Origin of the sequence: Stenotrophomonas sp. pho, from assembly GCF_006228405.1 — a bacterium.
Classification (GTDB): domain Bacteria; phylum Pseudomonadota; class Gammaproteobacteria; order Xanthomonadales; family Xanthomonadaceae; genus Stenotrophomonas; species Stenotrophomonas sepilia.
The window spans coordinates 3,694,204-3,714,723 of the sequence record NZ_CP029759.1; the positions used below are offsets into that span (position 1 = coordinate 3,694,204).

General features: G+C 67.8%; 18 protein-coding genes. 9 read left to right on the top strand and 9 right to left on the bottom strand.

Annotation, left to right across the window (positions count from 1 at the left end):
- Positions 1-6: 6 nt before the first annotated feature.
- From DL544_RS17235 to leuB, 4 genes are read left to right on the top strand one after another with little or no spacing between them, the layout of a single operon-like run.
- Positions 7-780, top strand: coding sequence for a class I SAM-dependent methyltransferase (locus DL544_RS17235; protein WP_065178344.1), 774 nt, complete (start codon positions 7-9; stop codon positions 778-780).
- A gap of 60 nt (positions 781-840) precedes the next feature.
- Positions 841-2,259, top strand: a complete 1,419-nt coding sequence (leuC, locus tag DL544_RS17240) for a 3-isopropylmalate dehydratase large subunit (protein ID WP_139727626.1) — start codon at positions 841-843, stop codon at positions 2,257-2,259.
- Entirely contained in the window at positions 2,259-2,837 is a 579-nt protein-coding gene (gene leuD / locus DL544_RS17245) for a 3-isopropylmalate dehydratase small subunit (protein ID WP_005419117.1), read from the top strand. The genes leuC and leuD overlap by 1 nt, the downstream gene beginning before the upstream one ends.
- Entirely contained in the window at positions 2,827-3,888 is a 1,062-nt protein-coding gene (gene leuB / locus DL544_RS17250) for a 3-isopropylmalate dehydrogenase (RefSeq protein WP_139727628.1), read from the top strand. The genes leuD and leuB overlap by 11 nt, the downstream gene beginning before the upstream one ends.
- 170 nt (positions 3,889-4,058) lie before the next feature.
- Here the strand turns inward: leuB and DL544_RS17255 are convergent, their stop codons facing one another.
- A complete protein-coding gene (locus DL544_RS17255; RefSeq protein ID WP_065178342.1) occupies positions 4,059-4,832 on the bottom strand; it encodes an SDR family oxidoreductase in 774 nt (257 codons plus the stop codon).
- Positions 4,833-4,949: 117 nt separating this feature from the next.
- Here DL544_RS17255 and DL544_RS17260 point away from each other — a divergent pair, with 117 nt between their 5' ends.
- On the top strand, positions 4,950-5,855 hold the full coding sequence (locus DL544_RS17260) for a LysR family transcriptional regulator (protein ID WP_139727630.1): 906 nt from the start codon (positions 4,950-4,952) through the stop codon (positions 5,853-5,855).
- Positions 5,856-5,983: 128 nt separating this feature from the next.
- Here DL544_RS17260 and DL544_RS17265 read toward each other — a convergent pair whose 3' ends face one another.
- Both DL544_RS17265 and DL544_RS17270 read right to left on the bottom strand, forming a co-directional pair.
- Positions 5,984-9,145, bottom strand: a complete 3,162-nt coding sequence (locus DL544_RS17265; protein WP_139727632.1) for an efflux RND transporter permease subunit — start codon at positions 9,143-9,145, stop codon at positions 5,984-5,986.
- Positions 9,146-9,149: 4 nt separating this feature from the next.
- Positions 9,150-10,280, bottom strand: a complete 1,131-nt coding sequence (locus tag DL544_RS17270) for an efflux RND transporter periplasmic adaptor subunit (RefSeq protein WP_065185352.1) — start codon at positions 10,278-10,280, stop codon at positions 9,150-9,152.
- Positions 10,281-10,399: 119 nt separating this feature from the next.
- Here DL544_RS17270 and DL544_RS17275 point away from each other — a divergent pair, with 119 nt between their 5' ends.
- The 3 genes from DL544_RS17275 to DL544_RS17285 all read left to right on the top strand — a co-directional run bounded on the left by DL544_RS17275 (position 10,400) and on the right by DL544_RS17285 (position 13,238).
- The gene (locus DL544_RS17275) at positions 10,400-11,080 is read left to right on the top strand and encodes a TetR/AcrR family transcriptional regulator (protein WP_005419125.1); all 681 of its coding nucleotides are present in this window, start codon (positions 10,400-10,402) and stop codon (positions 11,078-11,080) included.
- 135 nt (positions 11,081-11,215) lie between these two features.
- On the top strand, positions 11,216-11,863 hold the full coding sequence (locus tag DL544_RS17280; RefSeq protein ID WP_049416694.1) for a protein-L-isoaspartate O-methyltransferase family protein: 648 nt from the start codon (positions 11,216-11,218) through the stop codon (positions 11,861-11,863).
- Between the two features lie 16 nt (positions 11,864-11,879).
- A complete protein-coding gene (locus tag DL544_RS17285; protein ID WP_005419128.1) occupies positions 11,880-13,238 on the top strand; it encodes a TolC family outer membrane protein in 1,359 nt (452 codons plus the stop codon).
- Positions 13,239-13,334: 96 nt separating this feature from the next.
- On the opposite strand, the gene DL544_RS17290 is transcribed toward DL544_RS17285, so the two are convergent.
- Both DL544_RS17290 and waaA read right to left on the bottom strand, forming a co-directional pair.
- Entirely contained in the window at positions 13,335-14,534 is a 1,200-nt protein-coding gene (locus DL544_RS17290; RefSeq protein WP_479692422.1) for an APC family permease, read from the bottom strand.
- A gap of 271 nt (positions 14,535-14,805) precedes the next feature.
- Positions 14,806-16,104, bottom strand: a complete 1,299-nt coding sequence (gene waaA, locus DL544_RS17295; protein ID WP_065178339.1) for a lipid IV(A) 3-deoxy-D-manno-octulosonic acid transferase — start codon at positions 16,102-16,104, stop codon at positions 14,806-14,808.
- Between the two features lie 60 nt (positions 16,105-16,164).
- Here waaA and DL544_RS17300 point away from each other — a divergent pair, with 60 nt between their 5' ends.
- Positions 16,165-17,082: an LpxL/LpxP family Kdo(2)-lipid IV(A) lauroyl/palmitoleoyl acyltransferase gene (locus DL544_RS17300; protein ID WP_005419134.1), complete on the top strand. Its 918-nt coding sequence runs from the start codon at positions 16,165-16,167 to the stop codon at positions 17,080-17,082.
- A 108-nt stretch (positions 17,083-17,190) separates the two neighbouring features.
- On the opposite strand, the gene DL544_RS17305 is transcribed toward DL544_RS17300, so the two are convergent.
- The 4 genes from DL544_RS17305 to DL544_RS17320 form a co-directional block, all read right to left on the bottom strand.
- Positions 17,191-17,640 carry an REP-associated tyrosine transposase gene (locus DL544_RS17305; protein WP_032954504.1) on the bottom strand — a complete coding sequence of 150 codons (450 nt, stop codon included), beginning with the start codon at positions 17,638-17,640 and terminating at the stop codon, positions 17,191-17,193.
- Between the two features lie 137 nt (positions 17,641-17,777).
- Positions 17,778-19,109 carry an O-antigen ligase family protein gene (locus DL544_RS17310; RefSeq protein WP_065185356.1) on the bottom strand — a complete coding sequence of 444 codons (1,332 nt, stop codon included), beginning with the start codon at positions 19,107-19,109 and terminating at the stop codon, positions 17,778-17,780.
- Positions 19,090-20,205 (bottom strand): glycosyltransferase, encoded by a 1,116-nt coding sequence (locus DL544_RS17315; RefSeq protein ID WP_139727636.1) that lies wholly within the window; start codon positions 20,203-20,205, stop codon positions 19,090-19,092. The genes DL544_RS17310 and DL544_RS17315 overlap by 20 nt, the downstream gene beginning before the upstream one ends.
- A 15-nt stretch (positions 20,206-20,220) precedes the next feature.
- On the bottom strand, positions 20,221-20,418 hold the full coding sequence (locus DL544_RS17320) for a zinc-finger domain-containing protein (RefSeq protein WP_005410967.1): 198 nt from the start codon (positions 20,416-20,418) through the stop codon (positions 20,221-20,223).
- Positions 20,419-20,520: the final 102 nt, after the last annotated feature.

The following is a 20,520-nucleotide window of genomic DNA, read 5'->3' on the forward strand; positions in this document are numbered from 1 at the left end:
CCCGAGATGAGCGCCTTCGACACTCCTAGCGCAGCCGCTGGCCAGCAGTGGAACGCCCAGGACTATGCGATCGATGCCGGCTTCGTACCGTTGCTCGGTGGCGCGGTCGCGCGCCTGCTCGATCCGCGCGCCGGTGAGCGCATCCTCGACCTGGGCTGTGGCGATGGCGTGCTCAGCACCGAGCTGGCCCTGAGCGGCGCGTGCATCCACGGCGTGGACGCGTCGCCGGAACTGGTGATCGCCGCCCGTGCACGTGGCGTCGACGCGCAGGTGATGGACGGCCACGCGCTGTCGTTCGACAGCGAGTTCGATGCGGTCTTCAGCAATGCCGCATTGCATTGGATGGGCAACCCGGACCGCGTGCTGGAAGGCGTGCGTCGCGCGCTGCGCCCCGGTGGCCGCTTCGTCGCCGAGTTCGGCGGCCATGGCAACGTGGCCACGATCGTCGCGGCGGTACAGGCCGCACGCGTGGCCCACGGCCATGGCGCCAGCACCTTCCAGTGGTACTTCCCGACCGCCGATGCCTATGCCGACCGCCTGCGCCAGCATGGCTTCCAGGTGCAACTGATCGAATGCACGCCGCGCCCGACCCCACTGCCGACCGGCGTGGCCGGCTGGCTGCGGGTATTCGCCGCGCCGCTGCTGGATGACCTGCCCGCCGAGGCCCGCGCCACCGTGCGCGAGGCTGCCACCGCGTTGCTGGCCGACCTGCCACGCAATGCCGCCGGCCAGGCGCTGGCCGACTACGTGCGCCTGCGTGTGCTCGCCCGCCGTCGCTGACTTGACCGTTCCGCTTTCTTTACTGATGTTCGCTATCTCGTACTTCTGCCAGGCATACGCATGACTTCCGCACCCCGCACCCTGTACGACAAACTGTGGGACGCCCACGTGGTGGTTCCCGAATCCGACAGCGCACCCGCCGTGCTGTACATCGACCTGCACCTGATCCATGAGGTCACCTCGCCGCAGGCGTTCACTGAACTGCGCGAGCGCGGCCTGTCGCCGCGCCGGCCGGACCGCACCAAGGCGACGATGGACCATTCCACGCCGACCCTGCCGGCTGCGGCGGACGGCACGTTGCCCTACGCCAGCGCCGCTTCCGAGGCACAGGTCGCCACCCTGGCGCGAAACTGCGCCGAGCACGGCATCGAACTGTTCGACATGGCCTCGGACAACCGCGGCATCGTCCATGTCATTGCGCCGGAACAGGGCTTCACCCAGCCGGGCATGACCATCGTCTGCGGTGACAGCCACACCTCCACCCACGGTGCATTCGGCTCGCTGGCCTTCGGCATCGGCACCAGCGAGGTCGGCCACGTGCTGGCCACGCAGTGCCTGCTGCAGCGCAAAGCCAAGACCTTCGCGATCACCGTTGACGGTGCGCTGGCACCCGGCGTCGGCGCCAAGGATGTGGTCCTGCACATCATCGGCGTGATCGGCGTCAACGGCGGCACCGGCCACGTGATCGAGTTCCGTGGCAGCACCATCGAAGCGATGGACATGGAACAGCGCATGACCCTGTGCAACATGTCGATCGAGGCCGGTGCACGCGCCGGCATGGTCGCGCCCGACCAGGTCACCTTCGACTTCGTCGCCGCTACGCCGCGCGGCCCCAAGGGCGCCGACTTCGACGCTGCCGTGGCGCGCTGGCAACAGCTGCGCAGCGATGACGGCGCGCGCTTCGACAGCGAAGTGCACATCGAAGCCGCCGACATCCGCCCGACCCTGACCTGGGGTACGCATCCGGGTACCGCGATCGCCGTGGATGCGCCGATTCCCGTCGCCAACGATGCCGCCGCACAGAAGGGCCTGGACTACATGCACTTCCAGGCCGGCAAGGCGCTGGCGGGCACACCGGTGGACGTAGTGTTCGTTGGTTCGTGCACCAACGGCCGCCTGAGCGATATGCGCGAAGTCGCACAGGTGCTGCGCGGCCGTCGTGTTGCCGAGCGCGTACGCATGCTGGTGGTACCGGGCTCGGAGATCGTCAAGCGCGAGGCCGAGGCCGAGGGCATCCATGAGATCGTGCGCGCGGCCGGTGCCGAATGGCGCGAGCCGGGCTGCTCGATGTGCATCGCGATGAACGGCGATCTGGTCGCCCCCGGCCAGCTGGCCGTGAGTACCAGCAACCGCAATTTTGAAGGCCGGCAGGGGCCCGGTTCGCGCACGCTGCTGGCCTCGCCGATGAGCGCGGCGTGGGCCGCGGTGAACGGGCACGTTGCCGACACCCGCGAACTGTTCGCACAGGAGGTGGCGTGATGGCCGGTTTCCGTACCCTGACCTCGGCCAGCGTGGTGCTGCGCCAGACCAACATCGACACCGACCAGATCATCCCGGCGCGGTTCCTGTCCACCACCGAGCGTGCCGGGCTGGGTCGCAACGCGTTCAACGACTGGCGCTGGCAAGCTGATGGTTCGCCGGTGGCCGACTTCGCCTTCAACCAGCCGCACAACGCCGGCCGCAGCATCCTGCTGGCGGGCCGCAACTTCGGCTGCGGCTCGTCGCGCGAACACGCGCCATGGGCGCTGACCGACCTGGGCCTGCGTGCCATCGTCAGCAGCGAGATCGCTGATATCTTCCGCGGCAACGCGCTGAAGAACGGCCTGCTGCCGATCGTGCTGGACGAGGCCGACGTCCAGGCGCTGATGCAGCGCCCGGACGATGCGCTGACCATCGACGTGGCTGCGCGCGAACTGCGCACCCCCGATGGCCAGGTCTATTCCTTCCCGCTGGATGGCTTCTCGCAGACCTGCCTGCTGGAAGGCGTCGACCAGTTGGGGTATCTGTTGGGCCGTGTCCCTGAAATCGAACGTTACGAGAGTGAGCATGCACGCTGAAATTGTTGTCCTGCCCGGTGATGGCATCGGCCCGGAAGTGGCCGCCGCGGCAGTTGCCGTCCTGAAGGCGGTCGCCGGACGCTTCAACCACACCTTCACCTTCAGCGAGCACGACATCGGTGGCATTGCCATCGACCGCCACGGTGAACCGCTGCCGGCGTCGACCCTCGCCGCCTGCCAGGCCGCCAATGCGGTGCTGCTGGGCGCGGTCGGCGGCCCGAAGTGGTCCGACCCGAACGCCAAGGTGCGCCCGGAACAGGGCCTGCTGGCGATCCGCAAAGCGCTGGGCCTGTATGCGAACCTGCGCCCGGTGCGTACCCACGAGGCCGCGCTGCACGCCTCGCCGATCAAGGCCGAGCTGCTGCAGGGCGTGGACTTCGTGGTGGTGCGTGAACTGACCGGCGGCATCTACTTCGGCGACAAGACCCGCGACGCCGGCAGCGCCAGCGACCTGTGCCGCTACACCGTGGCCGAAATCGAGCGCGTGCTGCGCAGCGCCTTCCGCCTGGCCCAGCAGCGTCGCGGCAAGGTCACTTCGGTGGACAAGGCCAATGTGCTGGAAACCTCGCGCCTGTGGCGCGACGTGGCCGCACGCATCGGCCGCGAGGAGTTCCCGGACGTGGCGCTGGAGCACCAGTTGGTCGACTCGATGGCCATGCACCTGCTGGCCAAGCCACGCGAGTACGACGTGATCGTCACCGAGAACATGTTCGGCGACATCCTCACCGATGAGGCCTCGATGCTGGCCGGTTCGCTGGGCCTGCTGCCGTCGGCCTCGCTGGGCGAGCCGGGTGCGGTGGGCATTTACGAGCCCATCCACGGTTCGGCCCCGGACATCGCCGGCAAGGGCATTGCCAATCCGTACGCGACAATCTTCAGCGCCGCGATGCTGCTGCGCCATTCGCTGGGGCTGGAGGCCGAAGCGGCAGCCGTGGAAGCCGCCGTGCATGCGGTGCTGGATGACGGCGTGTTCACCGCCGACCTTGCGGCCAAGGGCCAGGCCGTCAGCACCGCCGCGGCAACCGACGCGGTGCTGGCGAAGCTGGGCTGATCCATCGGGCAACACCTGTAGAGTCGAGCATGGCACGGCTCTACAGGTGGCCCGTGGCCACTGCCCGACTCCGTGCCAACCAAGGTTGGCACCTACCACAGCGGTAGATCCACGCCATGCGTGGATGATTCGGTTCCCGCGCGGTAGGGCCACGCCATGCATGGCTTTGCTTACTTGGTGGTGTACCCACCATTGACCAGAATCGTCTGCCCGGTCATCCACCAGCCATCGGTCACCAGGAAGCGGATCCACGGCACGATATCGGCGATGTCGGTCAGCCCGGTGCGGGTGAACGCCGACAACGCCGCCGCAGTCTTGTGATACGCCTGCGCATCGGCGCTCTCGGCCGGATAGAAGAACGGCGTGTCCATCGGACCGGGACCGATCGCGGTCACCGAGATGCCGCGCTCGCCGAACTCCTTCGACGCCGCACGGGTGAAATGCTCGACCGGCGCCTTGGTGCCGGCATAGCTGGAATAGAACGGCGTGAACGCACCCAGCAGCGAGGTGACCAGGGTGCAGATGCGGCCACCGTCATTGACGTGGCGACCTGCCTCCTTCAGGAAGAAGAACGCGGCCTTGGCATTGACCGCGCTCATCTCGTCGTACTCCGCCTCGCTGATGTCCAGCAGCGGCTTCTTGAGTACCTTTCCCACCGTATTGATGGCGATGTCAGGACGGCCGACTGCGGCCACGGCATCGACGAACAAGCGCTCCATCGCTGCCGCCGACGTCAGGTCGCCCTGCAGGGCCACCGCCTTGCTGCCGGCGGCCTGCACCGTGGCTACAGTCGCTTCTGCATCGGCCTGGGTAGCGGCACTGTTGTAGTGGATGACGATGGCTTTGGCGCCCTGTGCGGCGAAGTCGCGGGCGATCAGGCCGCCCAGGTTCTTAGCGCCACCGGCGATCAGCACGGTCTTGCCCTTGAGGGAATGCTCGGTCATGGCTTCGGTCTCGGGAGGGGGCTGCCCGGGGTGGCAACCCTGCCCTGACGACGATATCGTGCAGAAAAAGCGGATAAAGCCCGCCACATTGACTTAACTTTCCAGAGTCAGCGAACAATGGACCGGATCGATCGCTTCCGCATCTTCACCCGGGTCGTGGAGTGCGCGAGCTTCACCCGCGCCGCCGACCAGCTCGGCCTGCCCCGCTCCACTGTCTCGGCAGCCATTGCGGAGCTGGAGCAGCGGCTCGGCACCCGCCTGCTGCAGCGCTCGACCCGGCGGGTGTCCACCACCCACGACGGCGACGTGTTCCATGCCCGCTGCCTGCGCCTGATCGCCGAGGTCGAGGACGCCGAATCGCTGTTCCTCCAGGTCGACGCCCAGCCGTCGGGGCTGCTGAAGATCGACGTACCCAGCCGCATCGGCCGCCGCATCATCGCACCGGCGCTGCCCGACTTCTTCGCCCGCTACCCGCAGGTGGAAGTGGACCTGGGCATGAGCGACCGCGCGGTGAACCTGATCGAGGACGGTTGCGATGCAGTGTTGCGGGTCGGCCAGCTGGGCGACTCCAGCCTGGTGGCGCGCACGCTGGGCCAACTGGACTTTGCCAACGTTGCGGCGCCGGCTTACCTGCGCGAACACGGCGTGCCGCAGCATCCTGCCGACCTGCCGCAGCATCGCGCGGTGAACTACGCGTCGCCGACCACGGCACGGGTGGAACCGTGGGAGTGGCAGGACGGCGGCCAACTGCGCACGCTGCCGATGCCTGGCTGGGTGCGTGTGAACAGCGCCGAGGCATCGATTGCGTGCTGTGTGGCGGGGTTGGGTCTTTTGCAGATTCCGCGCTACGACGTACAGGCCGAGCTGCAATCCGGCGCGCTGGTGGAAGTGATGCCACAGCACGTCGCACAGCCATTGCCGGTCACCCTGCTGCAGCCGCATCGGCAGCACCGTGCGCTGCGCGTGCAGGTGTTCATCGAATGGTTGCTGCCGGTGCTACGGATCGGTCTGCAGCTACGGTAGATCCACGCCATGCGTGGATGCATGCATCCGTGCCAACCAAGGTTGGCACCTACCTGGGAAGGGAGCAACCGGCATGGGTGGGGTCAGAGCCCTTTCCCCGAGGGAAAGGGATCCGACCCCGGTCGGCATCACGCCCCGGATTCATCGGGCTTCACCCGGAACCACGCCGCGTACAATGCCGGCAGGAACACCAGGGTCAGCACCGTACCGACGATCAGGCCGCCCATGATCGAGATCGCCATCGAGCCGTAGAACGCGCTGCGCGACAGCGGAATCATCGCCAGCACGGCTGCCAGTGCGGTCAGCACGATCGGGCGGAAGCGGCGCACCGTGGCGTCGATGATCGAATGCCAACGGTCATGCCCGGCATCGATGTCCTGCTGGATCTGGTCGATCAGGATCACCGAGTTGCGCATGATCATGCCGGCCAGCGCGATCGTGCCCAGCAGCGCCACGAAGCCGAACGGCGCCCGGAACAGCAGCAGGAACAGGGTCGCGCCGATGATGCCCAGCGGCGCGGTCACCAGCACCATCGCTGCACGCGAGAAGCTGCGCAGCTGCAGCATCAGCAGCGTGGCCACCACCACCAGGAACAGCGGCATGCCGGCCTTGATCGAGTTCTGGCCACGCGCCGAATCCTCCACGGTACCGCCGGTTTCCAGCAGGTAACCACTGGGCAGCTCGGCACGGATGCCGTCCAGTGTGGGCAGGATCTGATGCACCACGTCCAGCGCCTGCATGCCATCACTGATGTCGGCGCGCACGGTCACCGTCGGCAACCGGTTGCGGTGCCAGATGATGCCGTCCTCGAAGCCGTACTCCATCGTCGCCACCTGCGACAGCGTGATGCTGCCACCGTTGGCGGTGGGCATCGACAGGCTGGACAGCAGCTCCAGTTGATTGCGCTCATTGGCCGGCCCGCGCAGCAGCATCTCGATCTGGCGATTGCCCTCGCGATACACGCTTACCGATTGCCCGGCCAACGAACTGGACAGGAACTGGCTGACCTGGGCGCTGCTCACGCCCAGCGCGCGGGCGCGCTCCTGGTCGACCACCAGGCGCACCACCTTGCTCGGCTCGCTCCAGTCCAGGTTGACGTTCATCACGTGCGGGTTCTCCCGCACCTTGGCCTCGACCTGCCGCGCGATCGCCTGCACCTTCTCGACGTGCTCGCCGGAGATGCGCATCTGCACCGGATAGCCGACCGGCGGGCCGTTCTCCAGGCGGGTCACGCGCATCTGCACGTCCGGGAACTTCGGGATCACCTCGTGCAGCAGCCAGTCGCGGGTGCTTTCGCGTGAAGTGATGTCCTTGGCCAGCACCACGAACTGGGCGAAGTTGGTCGCCGGCAGCTGCTGGTCCAGCGGCAGGTAGAAGCGCGGCGAACCGGTGCCCACATAGGACACGTAGTTGGCAATGCCCTCGCGGCTGGACAGCAGCTTCTCAAGCTTCTCGGCCTGGGCCTGGGTCGAGCGCAGCGAGGCGCCCTCGGCCAGCTCGATGTCCACCATCAGTTCCGGCCGGGTCGAGTCCGGGAAGAACTGCTGCGGCACGAAGCGGAACATCATCAGCGAGAACACGAACAGGCCGATGGTCGCCGCGATCACCCACCAGCGATGCCGCAGGCAGGTATCGAGGAAGCGACGGAAACTACGATAGAACGGGCGCTGGTACGGATCGTGGTCGTGCCCGTGCTGCGGCGGCGCGATCAGATTGGCCAGCGCCGGATAGCGGTCGGCCCACTGCTGGCGCTTGGCGTGCCAGCGCGCTGACAGGCTGCCCGGCTTCGGCGGCTGCGGATTGAACAGGTCCGGCAGCATCTTGTCGCCCAGGTAAGGGATGAACAGCACCGCTGCGATCCACGACACCACCAGCGCGATGGTCACCACCTGGAACAGCGAGCGGGTGTATTCACCGGTACTCGATGCCGCAGTGGCAATGGGCAGGAAGCCGGCCGCGGTGATCAGGGTGCCGGTCAGCATCGGGAACGCGGTCGACTCCCAGGCGAAACTGGCGGCGCGCAGGCGGTCGTAGCCCTGCTCCATCTTGGTGGCCATCATCTCCACCGCGATGATCGCATCGTCCACCAGCAGTCCCAGCGCCAGCACCAATGCACCCAGCGAGATCTTGTGCAGGCCGATGTCGAAGTAGTGCATGACAAAGAAGGTCATCGCCAGCACCAGCGGGATGGTCACGCCCACCACCAGGCCGGTGCGCAGGCCCAGCGAGAAGAAGCTGACCAGCAGCACGATCACCACCGCCTCGGTCAGCACCTGCACGAACTCGCCGACCGACTCTTCCACCGATTGCGGCTGGTCGGACACCTTGCGCAGCTGCATGCCGGCCGGCAGGGTCTTCTGCAGGCGTTCGAACTCGGCATCGAGGTTGGCGCCGAGCTTGAGGATGTCACCGCCATCCTTCATCGCCACCGCCAGGCCGATCGCCTCTTCGCCCATGAAGCGCATCTTCGGCGACGCCGGATCGGCGAAGCCACGCTTGACCTCGGCGATGTCGCCCAGGTGCACGGTGCGGTCGCCGGCGCGGATCGGGAACTGGCGGATCGCTTCGATGTCGTTGAACTGGCCGGTCACCCGCAGCTGCACGCGATCGGTGGCGGTCTCGAAGAAGCTGGTGCCGGTCACTGCGTTCTGGTCGGCCAGCGCCTGCTGCACCTGCTGCATCGACACGCCCAGCGTGGCCAGCCGGGTGTTGGACAGTTCGATCCACACCTTCTCGTCCTGCAGGCCGACCAGGTCGATCTTGCCGACGTCGGGCACCCGCTGCAGTTCCAGCTGGATGCGGTCGGCGTAGTCGCGCATCACCGCGTAGTCGAAGCCCTTGCCGGTCAACGCATAGATGTTGCCGTAGGTGTCGCCGAACTCATCGTTGAAGAACGGACCGACGATCTCGCGCGGCAGCGTCGGGCGGATGTCGCCCACGCGCTTGCGCACCTGGTACCACAGGTCCGGGATCTGCCTGGAACGCAGGCTGTCGCGCGCCATGAAGATGATCTGCGATTCGCCCGGGCGCGAGTACGAGCGGATGAACTCGTACTCGCCGGTATTCATCAGCGCCTTCTCAAGCGGCTCGGTCACCTGCCGCGAGACCTGCTCGGCGGTCGCCCCCGGCCACAATGTGCGCACCACCATCGCCTTGAAGGTGAACGGCGGGTCCTCGGACTGGCCCAGATGCTTGTACGACCATGCGCCGATCAGCGCGAAAGCCAGCATCGCAAACAGCACCAGCGGGCGGTTGGACAACGCCCACTCGGAAAGATTGAAGCGGCGCACCGGCTTACTCCCTGGCCTTGGCGGCAGCGGCCGGCGTAGCCGGCTTCAGCACGGGACGGTTCTGCCGGTCCACGGCGATCACCGGCTGGCCGGCCCGCAGCAGGTGGCCACCCGCAGCAACTACCCAGTCGCCCCCGCTCACGCCCGACAGTACCGGTACCGTCTCGCTGCCAAACGCACCGGTGGTAACCGTTGCGGCCTTCAGCGTGCTGTTGCCCGGATCGACCACCCATACGCTGGCGGCACCGTTGGCACCACGCTGCAGCGCGCCCAGCGGCAGCTGCAGGGTACCGTGGCGACCGGCGCTGCTGTAGACGCGTGCACTCTGGCCCAGTTCGACGTCGGCCAGCGCATCGGCGGGCAGGCTGACCCGGGTCGCATAGGTACGTGCCTGCGGATCGGCAGCGGCGGCGATCTCCCGGATCGTGCCCGGCAGGCGCTGGCCGGGGCGATTCCACAACTCCACCTCGACCGGTTGGCCCACAGCATAGTCGCGGATGGTGGCCTCGGGCAGGTCGATCAGCACTTCGCGGCCACCGTCGGCGGCCAGGTTGAAGATGGTCTGCCCGGCGGACACTACCTGCCCGGCCTCGGCCTCGCGGCTGGCGATCACACCGTCGGCCGGCGCACGCAGCTGTGCGTAGCCGGCCTGGTTGCGGAGCACATCGAGGTTGGCGCGGGCGGCGTTGGCCTGGCCCTGCGCGGCCTTGAACGCGGCGGACTGCTGGTCCAGCTGCGAGCGGCTGACCAGCTGCTGGTCGGCCAGCACCTGGTAACGCTTGAGGTCATCGCGGGCGCGCACCAGATCGGCTTCGGCTGCCGCCAGCTGCGCCTGCGAGGCACGGGCCTGCAGCGCGAAGTCGGCCACGTCCAGCTCGGCCAGCACGTCGCCCTTCTTCACCCGTTGCCCGGCATCGACGTGGCGCTTGACCAGGTTGCCGCCAACGCGGAACGACAGCGGGCTTTCCTGTCGCGCACGCACCGTGCCCGGGAACGCCGCCGGCGCCTGCCCGGCCTGCTCGCCGGGGTGAACCACCAGCACCGGTACGGCCGCCGGTGGCGCCTGTTCCTGCCCCGAACAGGCTGCCAGCGCAGCCATCCACACCATACCGCCCATCCAGCGCACGATCTTCATCGGTCAACGTCCTGAAAACGCAGGGTTGCAACTAAGGGAGGAGCCGCGACTGCCGGCCCAATTTAATAAACCGGCCGGTATAGTATAAATATCGAACCGCTTGGTCTAGTATTGTCGCGATGAGTTCCCACATTTCCCGCAAGCCGTCGGCCAAGCCCGCTGCCAAGGCCGCCGGACCCGGGCGCCCCAAGGACCTCGGCAAGCGCGCGGCGATCCTTGAAGCAGCCAAGGCACTGTTCATCGAACAGGGCTATACCGGCGTGAGCATGGACACCATCGCCGCTCAGGCCGGCGTCTCGAAGCTGACTGTGTACAGCCACTTCGGCGACAAGGAGACGCTGTTCTCCGAGGCGGTGCAGTCAAAGTGCATTGAAATGCTGCCCGACGCGCTGTTCGTAGCCGACGCGGACGGCCCGCTGCGCGACCAGCTGATCGGTATCGGCCTGGCCTTCTTCGAGCTGATCACCTCCGACGCGGCGATCTCGATCCAGCGCATGATGATGGCGCCGGAGACCGACGAACGCCTGCGCGCGCTGTTCTGGAAAGCCGGCCCCGAGCGTACCTGCGAGGCCCTGGCCGATTTCCTGCGTGCCCGCGCCGAACGTGGCGAACTGGATATCCCCGACTGTGCTCTGGCCGGCGAGCAGTTCCTGACCCTGGTCAAGGGCGAAGTGCACATGCATATGATGTGCGGCATGCCACTGTCACCCGTGGAATGCGACCCTCTTGCCCACGTGACCGCCAGCATCGACTTCTTCCTGCGCGCCTACGCGCCGCGAGGGGCCGGAACGGCTGAATAACCAAAACTGAACGAACCGGAGGTCGCGATGACTTCCGGCACTGCGACCCCGGCCCCCGGCAGCTGATGCTCTGGGCGCGCCGCCGGCCTCCGGCACCGGTAAAATGGCCGGCCCACTGCGCTGGATTTGAACCTCATGACGATTGATTACGCCCACGCCCGCGAACTGATGGTGGAACAGCAGATCCGTCCCTGGGACGTGCTGGACATCAAGGTGCTCGACGTCCTGGCCCGCCTGCCGCGCGAGGCCTTTGTCGCCGACGCGCACCGGGCACTGGCCTACGCCGATGTCGAACTGCCGATCGGCCACGGCCAGAAGATGATGAAGCCGGTCATCGAGGGCCGTACCCTGCAGGCACTGGACCTGCAGCCGGGTGACGAAGTGCTGGAAATCGGCACGGGCAGCGGCTTCCTGTCGGCCTGCATCGGCGCGCTGGCGCGCGATGTGCTGAGCTTGGAAATCGACCCGGAGCTGGCCGCCGCTGCGCGTGCCCGCCTGGACGCCTCCGGCCTGGGCAGCAACGTCCGCGTGGAAGTGGCCGATGCCCTGTCCTGGCAGACCGAACGCCGCTTTGACGTGATCTGTGTCACTGGTGCGGTCGACGTGGTGCCGTCACAGTTCGCCTCGTGGCTGCGTCCGGGTGGCCGCCTGTTCGTGATCCACGGCCGCTCGCCGGCGATGGAGGCCCTGCTGGTCAAGGCCGACGGTAGCTCCGAGTCCCTGTTCGAGACCGATATCGATTACCTGCGTGGTGCCGCCCCGGCCCCCCAGTTCCACCTCTGAGTCCAAGGAAGCCGCAATGATCCGCCGATCCCTCGCTGTTGCGCTGGCCACTGCCCTGCTGCCGTTGTCCGCCCATGCCGCCGACCTGCTGCAGGTCTACGAAATGGCCCGCAACGGCGATCCGCAGCTGTCGGCCGCCGAATCGACCCGGCTGTACGACAAGGAAGGCGCCGTGCAGGCGCGTGCCGCCCTGCTGCCGCAGATCAACGGCCAGGCCGCGCTGAACCGCACGCGCAGCGAGCCGAACGCCGACGCCAACTCCGGCTCGTTCACCAACAAGCGCCGCACCTACACGATCGACGGCAGCCAGACGCTGTTCAACTGGACCCAGATCAACAACCTGCGCTCGCAGCGTGAGCTGAGCAAGGCGGCGGACTTCACCCTCGAATCGGCCAACGACAACCTGATCGTGCGCACCTCGGCGGCCTACTTCAATGTGCTGGTGGCGATCGAATCGCTGAACGCCGCACAGACCAATGAAGCGGCCGCGAAGAAACAGTTCGACTTCGCCGACAAGCGCCTGGAAGTGGGCCTGGCGCCGATCACCGACGTGCACGAAGCACGCGCCCAGTACGACCAGGCGCGCGCCAACACCATCATCGCGCAGAACACCCTGGCCGATAACTACCAGGCCCTGACCGAACTGACCGGCCAGCCGGTGACCAACCTGCGTGGCCTGCCGGCGGACTTCCGCCCGGAAGTGCCGGCCAACCGCGGCAACATCGACGAGCTGGTGCAGCAGGCCACCACCCAGAATCCGGCGCTGAAGGCGCAGGAGCTGAAGGTCAGTGCCGCCGAAGCCGGCGTGCAGGCTGCCCGTGGTGGTCATTACCCGACCCTGTCGCTGGGCGGCAGCTGGGGCAAGAGCGCCACCTGGGGCGACAGCACCGGTGCCGGCTCGCTGTCGCCGGATGCGCGCACCAACAGCATCGGCCTGACCCTGAGCGTGCCGATCTTCTCCGGTGGTGCCACCCAGTCCGGCGTGCGCCAGGCGCTGGCGCAGCGTGACATCGCCCAGGACGGCTACGAGCAGCAGAAGCGTGCCCTGGATCGCAATACCCGCAATGCCTACCAGACCCTGGTTCAGGGCATCAGCGAAGTGGAAGCCCGCCGCCTGGCGGTGGTCTCGGCGCAGAGCGCGTACGACGCTTCGCAGGTCGGCCTGGAAGTCGGTACCCGTACCGTGCTGGATGTGATCCAGAACCAGCGCATCCTGTTCTCGGCACAGCTGGACTATGCCCAGGCCCGCTACACCTTCCTGCAGAACCGCCTGCTGCTGAGCCAGTCGCTGGGTGCGCTGGACGTGGCCGAACTGCAGGACGTCAATCGGCTGCTGACCCAGGACGCGGGCAACCCGGCCACGACCACGCACTGAGTCGTCGCCCCTGCAACGAAAAAGCCACCCGCGAGGGTGGCTTTTTTGCAGATGCTGCATCCACACGCGCGCGCCCCGGCGTGGCCCCACGAACCGTCAGCCCGGCCATGCGCGCAGGCGTTCCAACGCCGCGAGCGCGCACAGCACGGCTGCCAAGGGGGCCAGCATCGACATCATCAGCCCGCAGCCGGCTGCGCCTTGCCGGGTGTCATCCCGACGCCGCAGCACCGCCAGGCACAGCGCTGCCATGACCACCAGCGTTGCCGGACCCGGCAGCGCCGGCAAGGTGCCCTGCGGCAGCCCCACCACCAGCATCACCGCCGGCAGCGCAACCACCATTGCGCTCAGGCGCGTGCGGGATCGTCCCGCCGCGTCAGCTGCGCGGGGCCACAACGATGTGGCCAACCGGACGGCCAGCATCAGCAGCACCAACTGCAGGGCGGCCAGGCCCGCTGCCCCGGCCAGGGGCAACAATGGCAGCATCCACTGCAGCTGGGGGTGCACCTGCAGCGCAACCGCCAGTGGCCGGGTACTGGCGAGCGCGGAAAACTCGACCAGCCCGGCCTGCAATGCTGCCAGCACGATCAGCAGCAGCATCGCCAGCAACGAGACCAGCGCCAGCACCGCCGGCTGCCACATCGCGCCCTGGCGGCGCAGCGCAGGAAAGCCCAGTGCCAGGCCCACGCTGGCAAATATGCCCAGCAGCGGCACCGCAGCCGCCAGCACGCCCCCCAGCCCGAAGCGATACGGTGCGGTCGCCGGAGGCAGCCAGGGAATCCAATGCCCGTAGTGCACATGACGCGCCGCCAGCGCCAGCAGCAACACCCCCACACCGATCTTCACCGTCAGCAGCGCACAGGCCGCCAGAGCCACACCCCGCGGCGGCAGCAACGCGAGCGCGCTCAACATCAGCAGACCCATGGCCGCCGCTACCTGCACGGGCAGCCAGTCGTTGGCATGGAGGCCTCCGGTAGCCAGCACGGCATGTACATGGCGGGCCATGGACTGTGCCGCGCCCGCCGTGGTCGCCGTCAGCTCAAGCAACAGGATCGCGCCCAGAACGATGGCCACCCGTGGCCCCCAGCTGGCGGCCAACAGTCCGTACAGGCCATCGGCCGCCGGCAGTCGCAGCACCAGATCCTGCAGGCAGCACAGCACCAGGCCAGCCCCCAGTGCGGCCAGCAACAGGCTCAGTACGATGGCCGGGCCAGCCTGTGCCGCCGTGTGCTGGCCCACCAGCGCGATCACGCTGCCGCCCACCAGCAGCGTCAGTGCCACCACAGCCAGGTGGTCCATCCCCAAGCGCGCCCCACCGGTGCCGTCCCTGCCCCTGTCGCCGTCCATCGCAAGTTCCCTTGATATCCGCCCAAGCGCGGTCGACAGCAGGCTGGCAGCCTGCGTCGTCCTGCGGAATCGGAATCGGTGCTGCGTGCGCCACGATGTGATGGCAGGCACGCTGCCATCGGCAGGGTCGGTCCAGCAACGACAGAAAAATCGTCGCTAAGCAGAATTGATGAAGTTGATCACGACAACGCAGCGCAGCGCCGCCGACGCCGCGCTGCCGGGATCACTCGCGCGGTGGTGGCAGGTGCGGTGCGACCAGCGCAAGCGTGCGCTGCAGCGCGCCACGGCCATTGCTGACCAACGTGCAGCCCGCACGCGCCATGTCTTCGCGGGCCTGCGCATCTTCAAGCAGATGCTGCAGCAGGTCGCCCACCGCCTGCGCATCTTCGCCGATCAGCAGCGCACCGGCCTCGCGCATGCGCCGGGAGATTTCCGCGAAGTTGTGCAGGTGCGGGCCGGTCACCGCCGCGGTTCCCATCGCAGCGGGCTCCAGCAGGTTGTGGCCACCGATGGCCTGCAGGCTGCCGCCGACGAAGGCGACCTGGGCGCAGGCGTAGAACGGCATCAGCTCGCCGAGGGTGTCGATGACGAACACGTCTGTGGCGGCGTGCGGCCACTGGTCCACGCGGCGGGTCGCCACGCTCCAGCCCTGTTCGCGCGCCAGCGCTTCCACCTTCGGGAAACGTTCGGGATGGCGCGGTGCCCACAGCAGCAGCAGATCCGGATGCTGCTGGCGCAGGCGGCGGTGCAGGTCGATCACCGCCTGCTCTTCGCCATCATGGGTACTGGCGGCGATCCATACCGGGCGCGCGCCCGGCACCCGTGCATGGAACTGTTCGACGAAGCCCTGCACGTCCGGCGTGGTGATGTCGAACTTCAGGTTGCCCAGTGCCTGCACCTGGCCGGGCTCCGCCCCCAGCTGCACGAAGCGCTCGGCATCGTCCTGCGACTGCGCGGCCACGCAGGTGACGGTGCGCAGGGCGCGGCGGATCAATGCGGCCAGCAGCCGGTAGCCGCGCAGCGAACGCGCCGACAACCGGGCATTGAGGATGTAGACCGGAACGCCACGGTCACGGCAGCCGAACAGCATGTTCGGCCACAACTCGGTTTCCAGGATCAGCGCCAGGCTGGGCTGGAAATGGCCGAGGAAGCGATTGACGCTGCCCGGCACGTCGTACGGCAGGTAGACATGGTCCAGCGCGTCGCCCCAGAGCGCACGCACGCGCTCGGAGCCGGTCGGAGTGATGGTGGTGATGACCCAGCGGATGTCCGGGCGCTGCTGGCGCAGGGCGTTGACCAGCGGCGCGGCGGCATTGACCTCGCCCACCGAGACCGCGTGCAGCCACACCCGTGGCTGGCCGGTCGGCTGCGGATAGGAGGCGTAGCGTTCGTCCCAGCGCCGGAAGTACTCACGGACCCGGAAGCCGCGCCAGACCAGGTGGTACACGGTGATCGGCAGCAGGATGTAGAGCACGACCGAGTACAGGCCGCGCAGGATCCATTCGACAGGGTCTTTACGCATGCGGCAAGGATACGGGAGCCCCCCGGGAAAGACACGCGGCCGCCTTGGTAGAATGGCCCCATGTCAGATGCCTCCACCGCCGTCCGCCCGTCGCTGCGCGATCCGCGCAACTGGCCGATGTTCGCCGCCATGTTCGGCGCCTTCGCCATCGCCCGCCTGCCGTGGATGCTGCAGCGCGCGCTGGGCCGGGGCGTCGGCTGGATCACCTGGCGCCTGCTCGGCAGCCGCCGCCGCGCCGCCGAGGTCAACCTGCAGCTGTGCTTCCCCGAGAAGGACGAGGCGTGGCGGCAGCGCCTGGTGCGCGACAGTTTCGATGCGCTGGGCGTCGGCGTGTTCGAGTGCATCCGCGCCTGGTGGGGCAGCATCGACAGCATCCGCCCGCAGGTACGGATCGAAGGCCTGGAACACCTGCGGCAGATGCAGGCCGAAGGCCGCGGCGTCCTGCTGGTCTCCGGCCACTTCATGACCCTGGAAATGTGCGGCCGCCTGCTGTGCGACTACGTCGATCTTTCCGGCATGTACCGCAAGCACAAGAACCCGGTGTACGAGTGGGCGGTGAAGTTCGGCCGCCTGCGCTATGCCAAGGCGATGTTCGCCAACGAGGACATCCGCGCGACCGTGCGCCACCTGAAGAAGGGCGGCTTCCTCTGGTACGCGCCAGACCAGGACATGCGGGGCAAGGACACCGTGTTCGTGCCATTCTTCGGCCACACCGCTTCGACCATCACCGCCACCCATCAGCTGGCGCGCATGACCGGCTGTGCGGTGATTCCGTACTTCCACCGGCGCGAAGGCGGAAAGTACTTCCTGAAGATCGGCGCGCCGCTGGAGAACTTCCCCAGCGAGGATGTGGAAGCCGATACCACGCGGGTCAACCAGGCCATCGAAGCGATGGTGCGCGAGGCTCCCGACCAGTACCTGTGGATCCACCGCCGCTTCAAGCGCCAGCCCGGCGGCCGGAGTGATTTCTACAAATAAAGGTGGGGCGGGAGGGTTTCGTCCACGCATGGCGTGAATTTGATGACGCGGAGCATTCTGAAGTAGATCCACGCCATGCGTGGATGCTCTACATCCGGGTGCCGGCACCTACAACGGCCAACGGCACCATGCGTGCGGGTACTCACCCAACGTGCCGGCCAGGCCCGCACGGACCGGATTGGCCAGGATGTACATCGCCTTCTCATGAAGGGATTCATCGCTGCGTACGGCATGATCGTGGTAACCGTGCTGCCACAGCGCCCCTCGTCGCTCCAATCGCCGGTTCAGCAGTCGGCTGCTGCGTGATTTGAGCAGGGCCATACACTCGGCCAGGGTTCCTCCGCGCAGCTCCATCAGCCAGTGCAGATGGTCGGGCATGACCACCCAGGCGAGGCTGTGGCTGAAGCCCTTGCGCTCTACGAAGCGCAGGGTGTCGATAAGGATCGCCACGTTTGCCGCATCGGCGAACAACGGTTCGCGGCCGAGGGTTGCTGTGGTCAATGAATAAACGTTGCCGGATCGGGAATACCGACCGTAGCGAAGTCTGGGGCTGGCCATGCCTCCAGCGTGCGCGAACTGCCGGGGCACCGATAGTGGAGATGTCACCGTGTTCAGGTCGGGAAAGCCTCATCCACGCATGGCGTGGATCTACTGATCGACTCCATGGTTGATCCCTACCATGCGCGGATGCGCGGTCACTTCACCGGCGGGGAATCATCTGCGTCGCGGGCCAGCAGGCTGCCGGCGAACAGGGCTGCCAGCAGCACCGTCAGGCCACCCCAGAAAGCGGAATAGAACGCCAGGTGCGTATTGAGCGGGAACACCGTAACCGCCAGCGCCAGCATCGCCGGTCGGGCGCGATCACGCGCAGCCGCCGGGGCATAGCGCCAGGCCCGCCAGGCCTGCGCCACCGCCGCCAACCACAGCAGCAGGCCCAGAACGCCGGTCTCGGCAAGGATTTCCAGCACGATCTGGTGGGCGTGCAACGCCGGTTGGTTACCCCACACGGCGGGACCCTCATCTGACACGCAGGCCGGATACGCATCGCGGAAGCCGCGCGCACCGACACCGTTGACCGGATGCTCCTCGATCATGCACACCGCTGCGGTCCAGATGCGCGCGCGCCCCGAAAGCGCCTCGTCAACGCCCTGCCCGTCTTCGTTCCATGCCTGCGCCGTGCGCGCGACACGCTCGCGCAGCTGCGGCACGCCCGCTGTCAGTGCGGCCGTACCCAGCGCTGCCACCAGGGCCAGCAGCAGCAGCCGCTTCCAGCCGAACTGGCGCACGCCGCTGTAGGCCAGCACCAGCACAAAGGTGATCCACGAGGCGCGCGAACCTGCCAGCAGCAGCACGCACCCCAGTGTTGCAGCGGCCAGCAGCCACCCTGCATTGCCGAAACGCTGCGCCATCGGCAGCAGCAGGAACGGTGACAGGCTGGCCAGCACCTGGCCGAATTTCAGATTGCAGGGCCCAAGCGCGCCGCTGAGGCGGTCGGCCAGTGCGGCTTCGTCGGCCGGGCACAACGCGTGGCCACTCACGGCCAGCTTCAGGTGTTCCAGCGACCAGAACCACGGGCTGGTGCCAGCCAGCGCCTGCACCAGCGCGTCCAGCGTCCACACGCCGGTGATCAGCGCCAGGCCACCGAAGGTCAAGCGCCGCCGTTCCGGCGTGGCCACCGCGATCGCCACCAGCCACATGAAGGGCAGGTAGCGCAGTCCGGCGGCCGCCTTGGTCCACGAGGCCGAAGGGTCGATCGCATCGATGGCCGAAAACGCCTGCGGCAGCCAGTAGCCGAGGAACAGGATCGAGGTCAGCGCCCACGCCGCCGTGCTCAACAGGTGCGGACGGCGCTGCAGCCGGCGCATCACCATGCGCGCGGCAGCATAGACCGCGCCAAGGCCCAGCACGGTTTCGGCAATGCCCGGCAGCGGCCACATCGCCACGTACGCCAGCACCCACCAGGGCGCCCAGCGCCCGGCACGGTCGTCGCGCACGATAGCAGCGGGGTCAGCCGGCGAAATCGGCATAGAGGCGGAGGGTATCGCGCTGCATGGCCTGCAGGGTAAACGGGATGCGGGTCGGCAGGGACGGCGGCTGCGCCAGCAGGGCCAGCGCACGTTCACCCAGCGCGCGCGCGTCGCCGAGCGGCACCGCACCGCTGGGCTGCAGCTGCAGCAGCAGTTCGCCGACGCCACCGTGGTCCCAGCCCAGCACCGGGCGACCGACCGACAGCGCCTCGACCACGGTGCGGCCAAAGGCTTCCGGCTTGTCTGACAGCTGCAGCACCAGATCGCTGGCGGCGTAGGCCTGGGCGATGCGGACGGTAGGCGTGCTGATCTGTACGGCCTCGGCCACGCCCAGTGCCGCGGCCTGGCGGCGCAGGTCAGCCACGTAGGCCTCGCGCCCGGGTTCGTCGGTGCCCAGCATCCACAGCTGGGCAGGCACGCCGGCGGCACGCACGTCGGCCAGCAGCTGCAGCGCGTGGGTGTGGCCCTTCAGCCGGGTGCCGCGCCCCGGCAGCAGCAGCAGCGGGCCTTCGACCTGGGCCAGCCACGGGTAGTCGGCCGCCAGCGCCAGCCGCGGGCGGCGGTCGGCGCGCGCCACGCGCGGGAACTGGTTGACGTCGACACCTCTCGGTATGACCCGCAGTTTTTCTTCCGGCACCGTCGGGTAATGGCGTTGCACGTAGGCGCGCACGGTGTTGGACACGCAGATCACGCGTTCGCCACTGGTCATCACCGCGCTGTAGCGGCTGGGCGAGTTCAACCCGTGCACGGTGGTCACCCAATGCGGGCGCTGTGCGGCGGGCATGGCGCGGATCGCGTACAGGCCCAACCAGGCCGGCAGCCGCGAACGGGCATGCACGATGTCCGCACCAACTTCGGCAAACAGCCGGCGCAGGGTCGGCAGATGGCGCAGGGTCAGCAGCGACTTGCGGCCGATATCCAGGGTGAGGTGCTCGGCACCACTGTCCAGCAGCGGCTGCACCAGGCGGCCACCGGCAGACACCACCAGCGCGCGATGGCCGGCGGCAACCAGGGCCGCAGCGATTTCCAGGGTCGAGCGCTCGACACCACCGGAGTGCAGCGCCGGCAGCAACTGCACCACGGTCAATCGGCGCATCGAAGGGGCCGCCGTTTAGTCGGCCAGCACGAACACGGAACCGCAGTACGGGCACTGCGCTTCGCCGTTGGGCTCGTCTTCGATCGGCAGGTACACGCGCGGATGCGAGTTCCACAGCGCCATTTCCGGGGTCGGGCAGCTCAACGGCAGATCGCTGCGGTGCACGGTGTAGCGCTTCTCGGCGTTGGCGGGCGCGGTGGCGGTATGGCTCATGGCGGATTCGGTGAACGGGTTGCGAGGCCCGTGATTCTAGCATCTGGGCCGCAACGACATTGCCCCGCAACGGGCCTTTGCACGCCGCCGCCGATGCCTCGC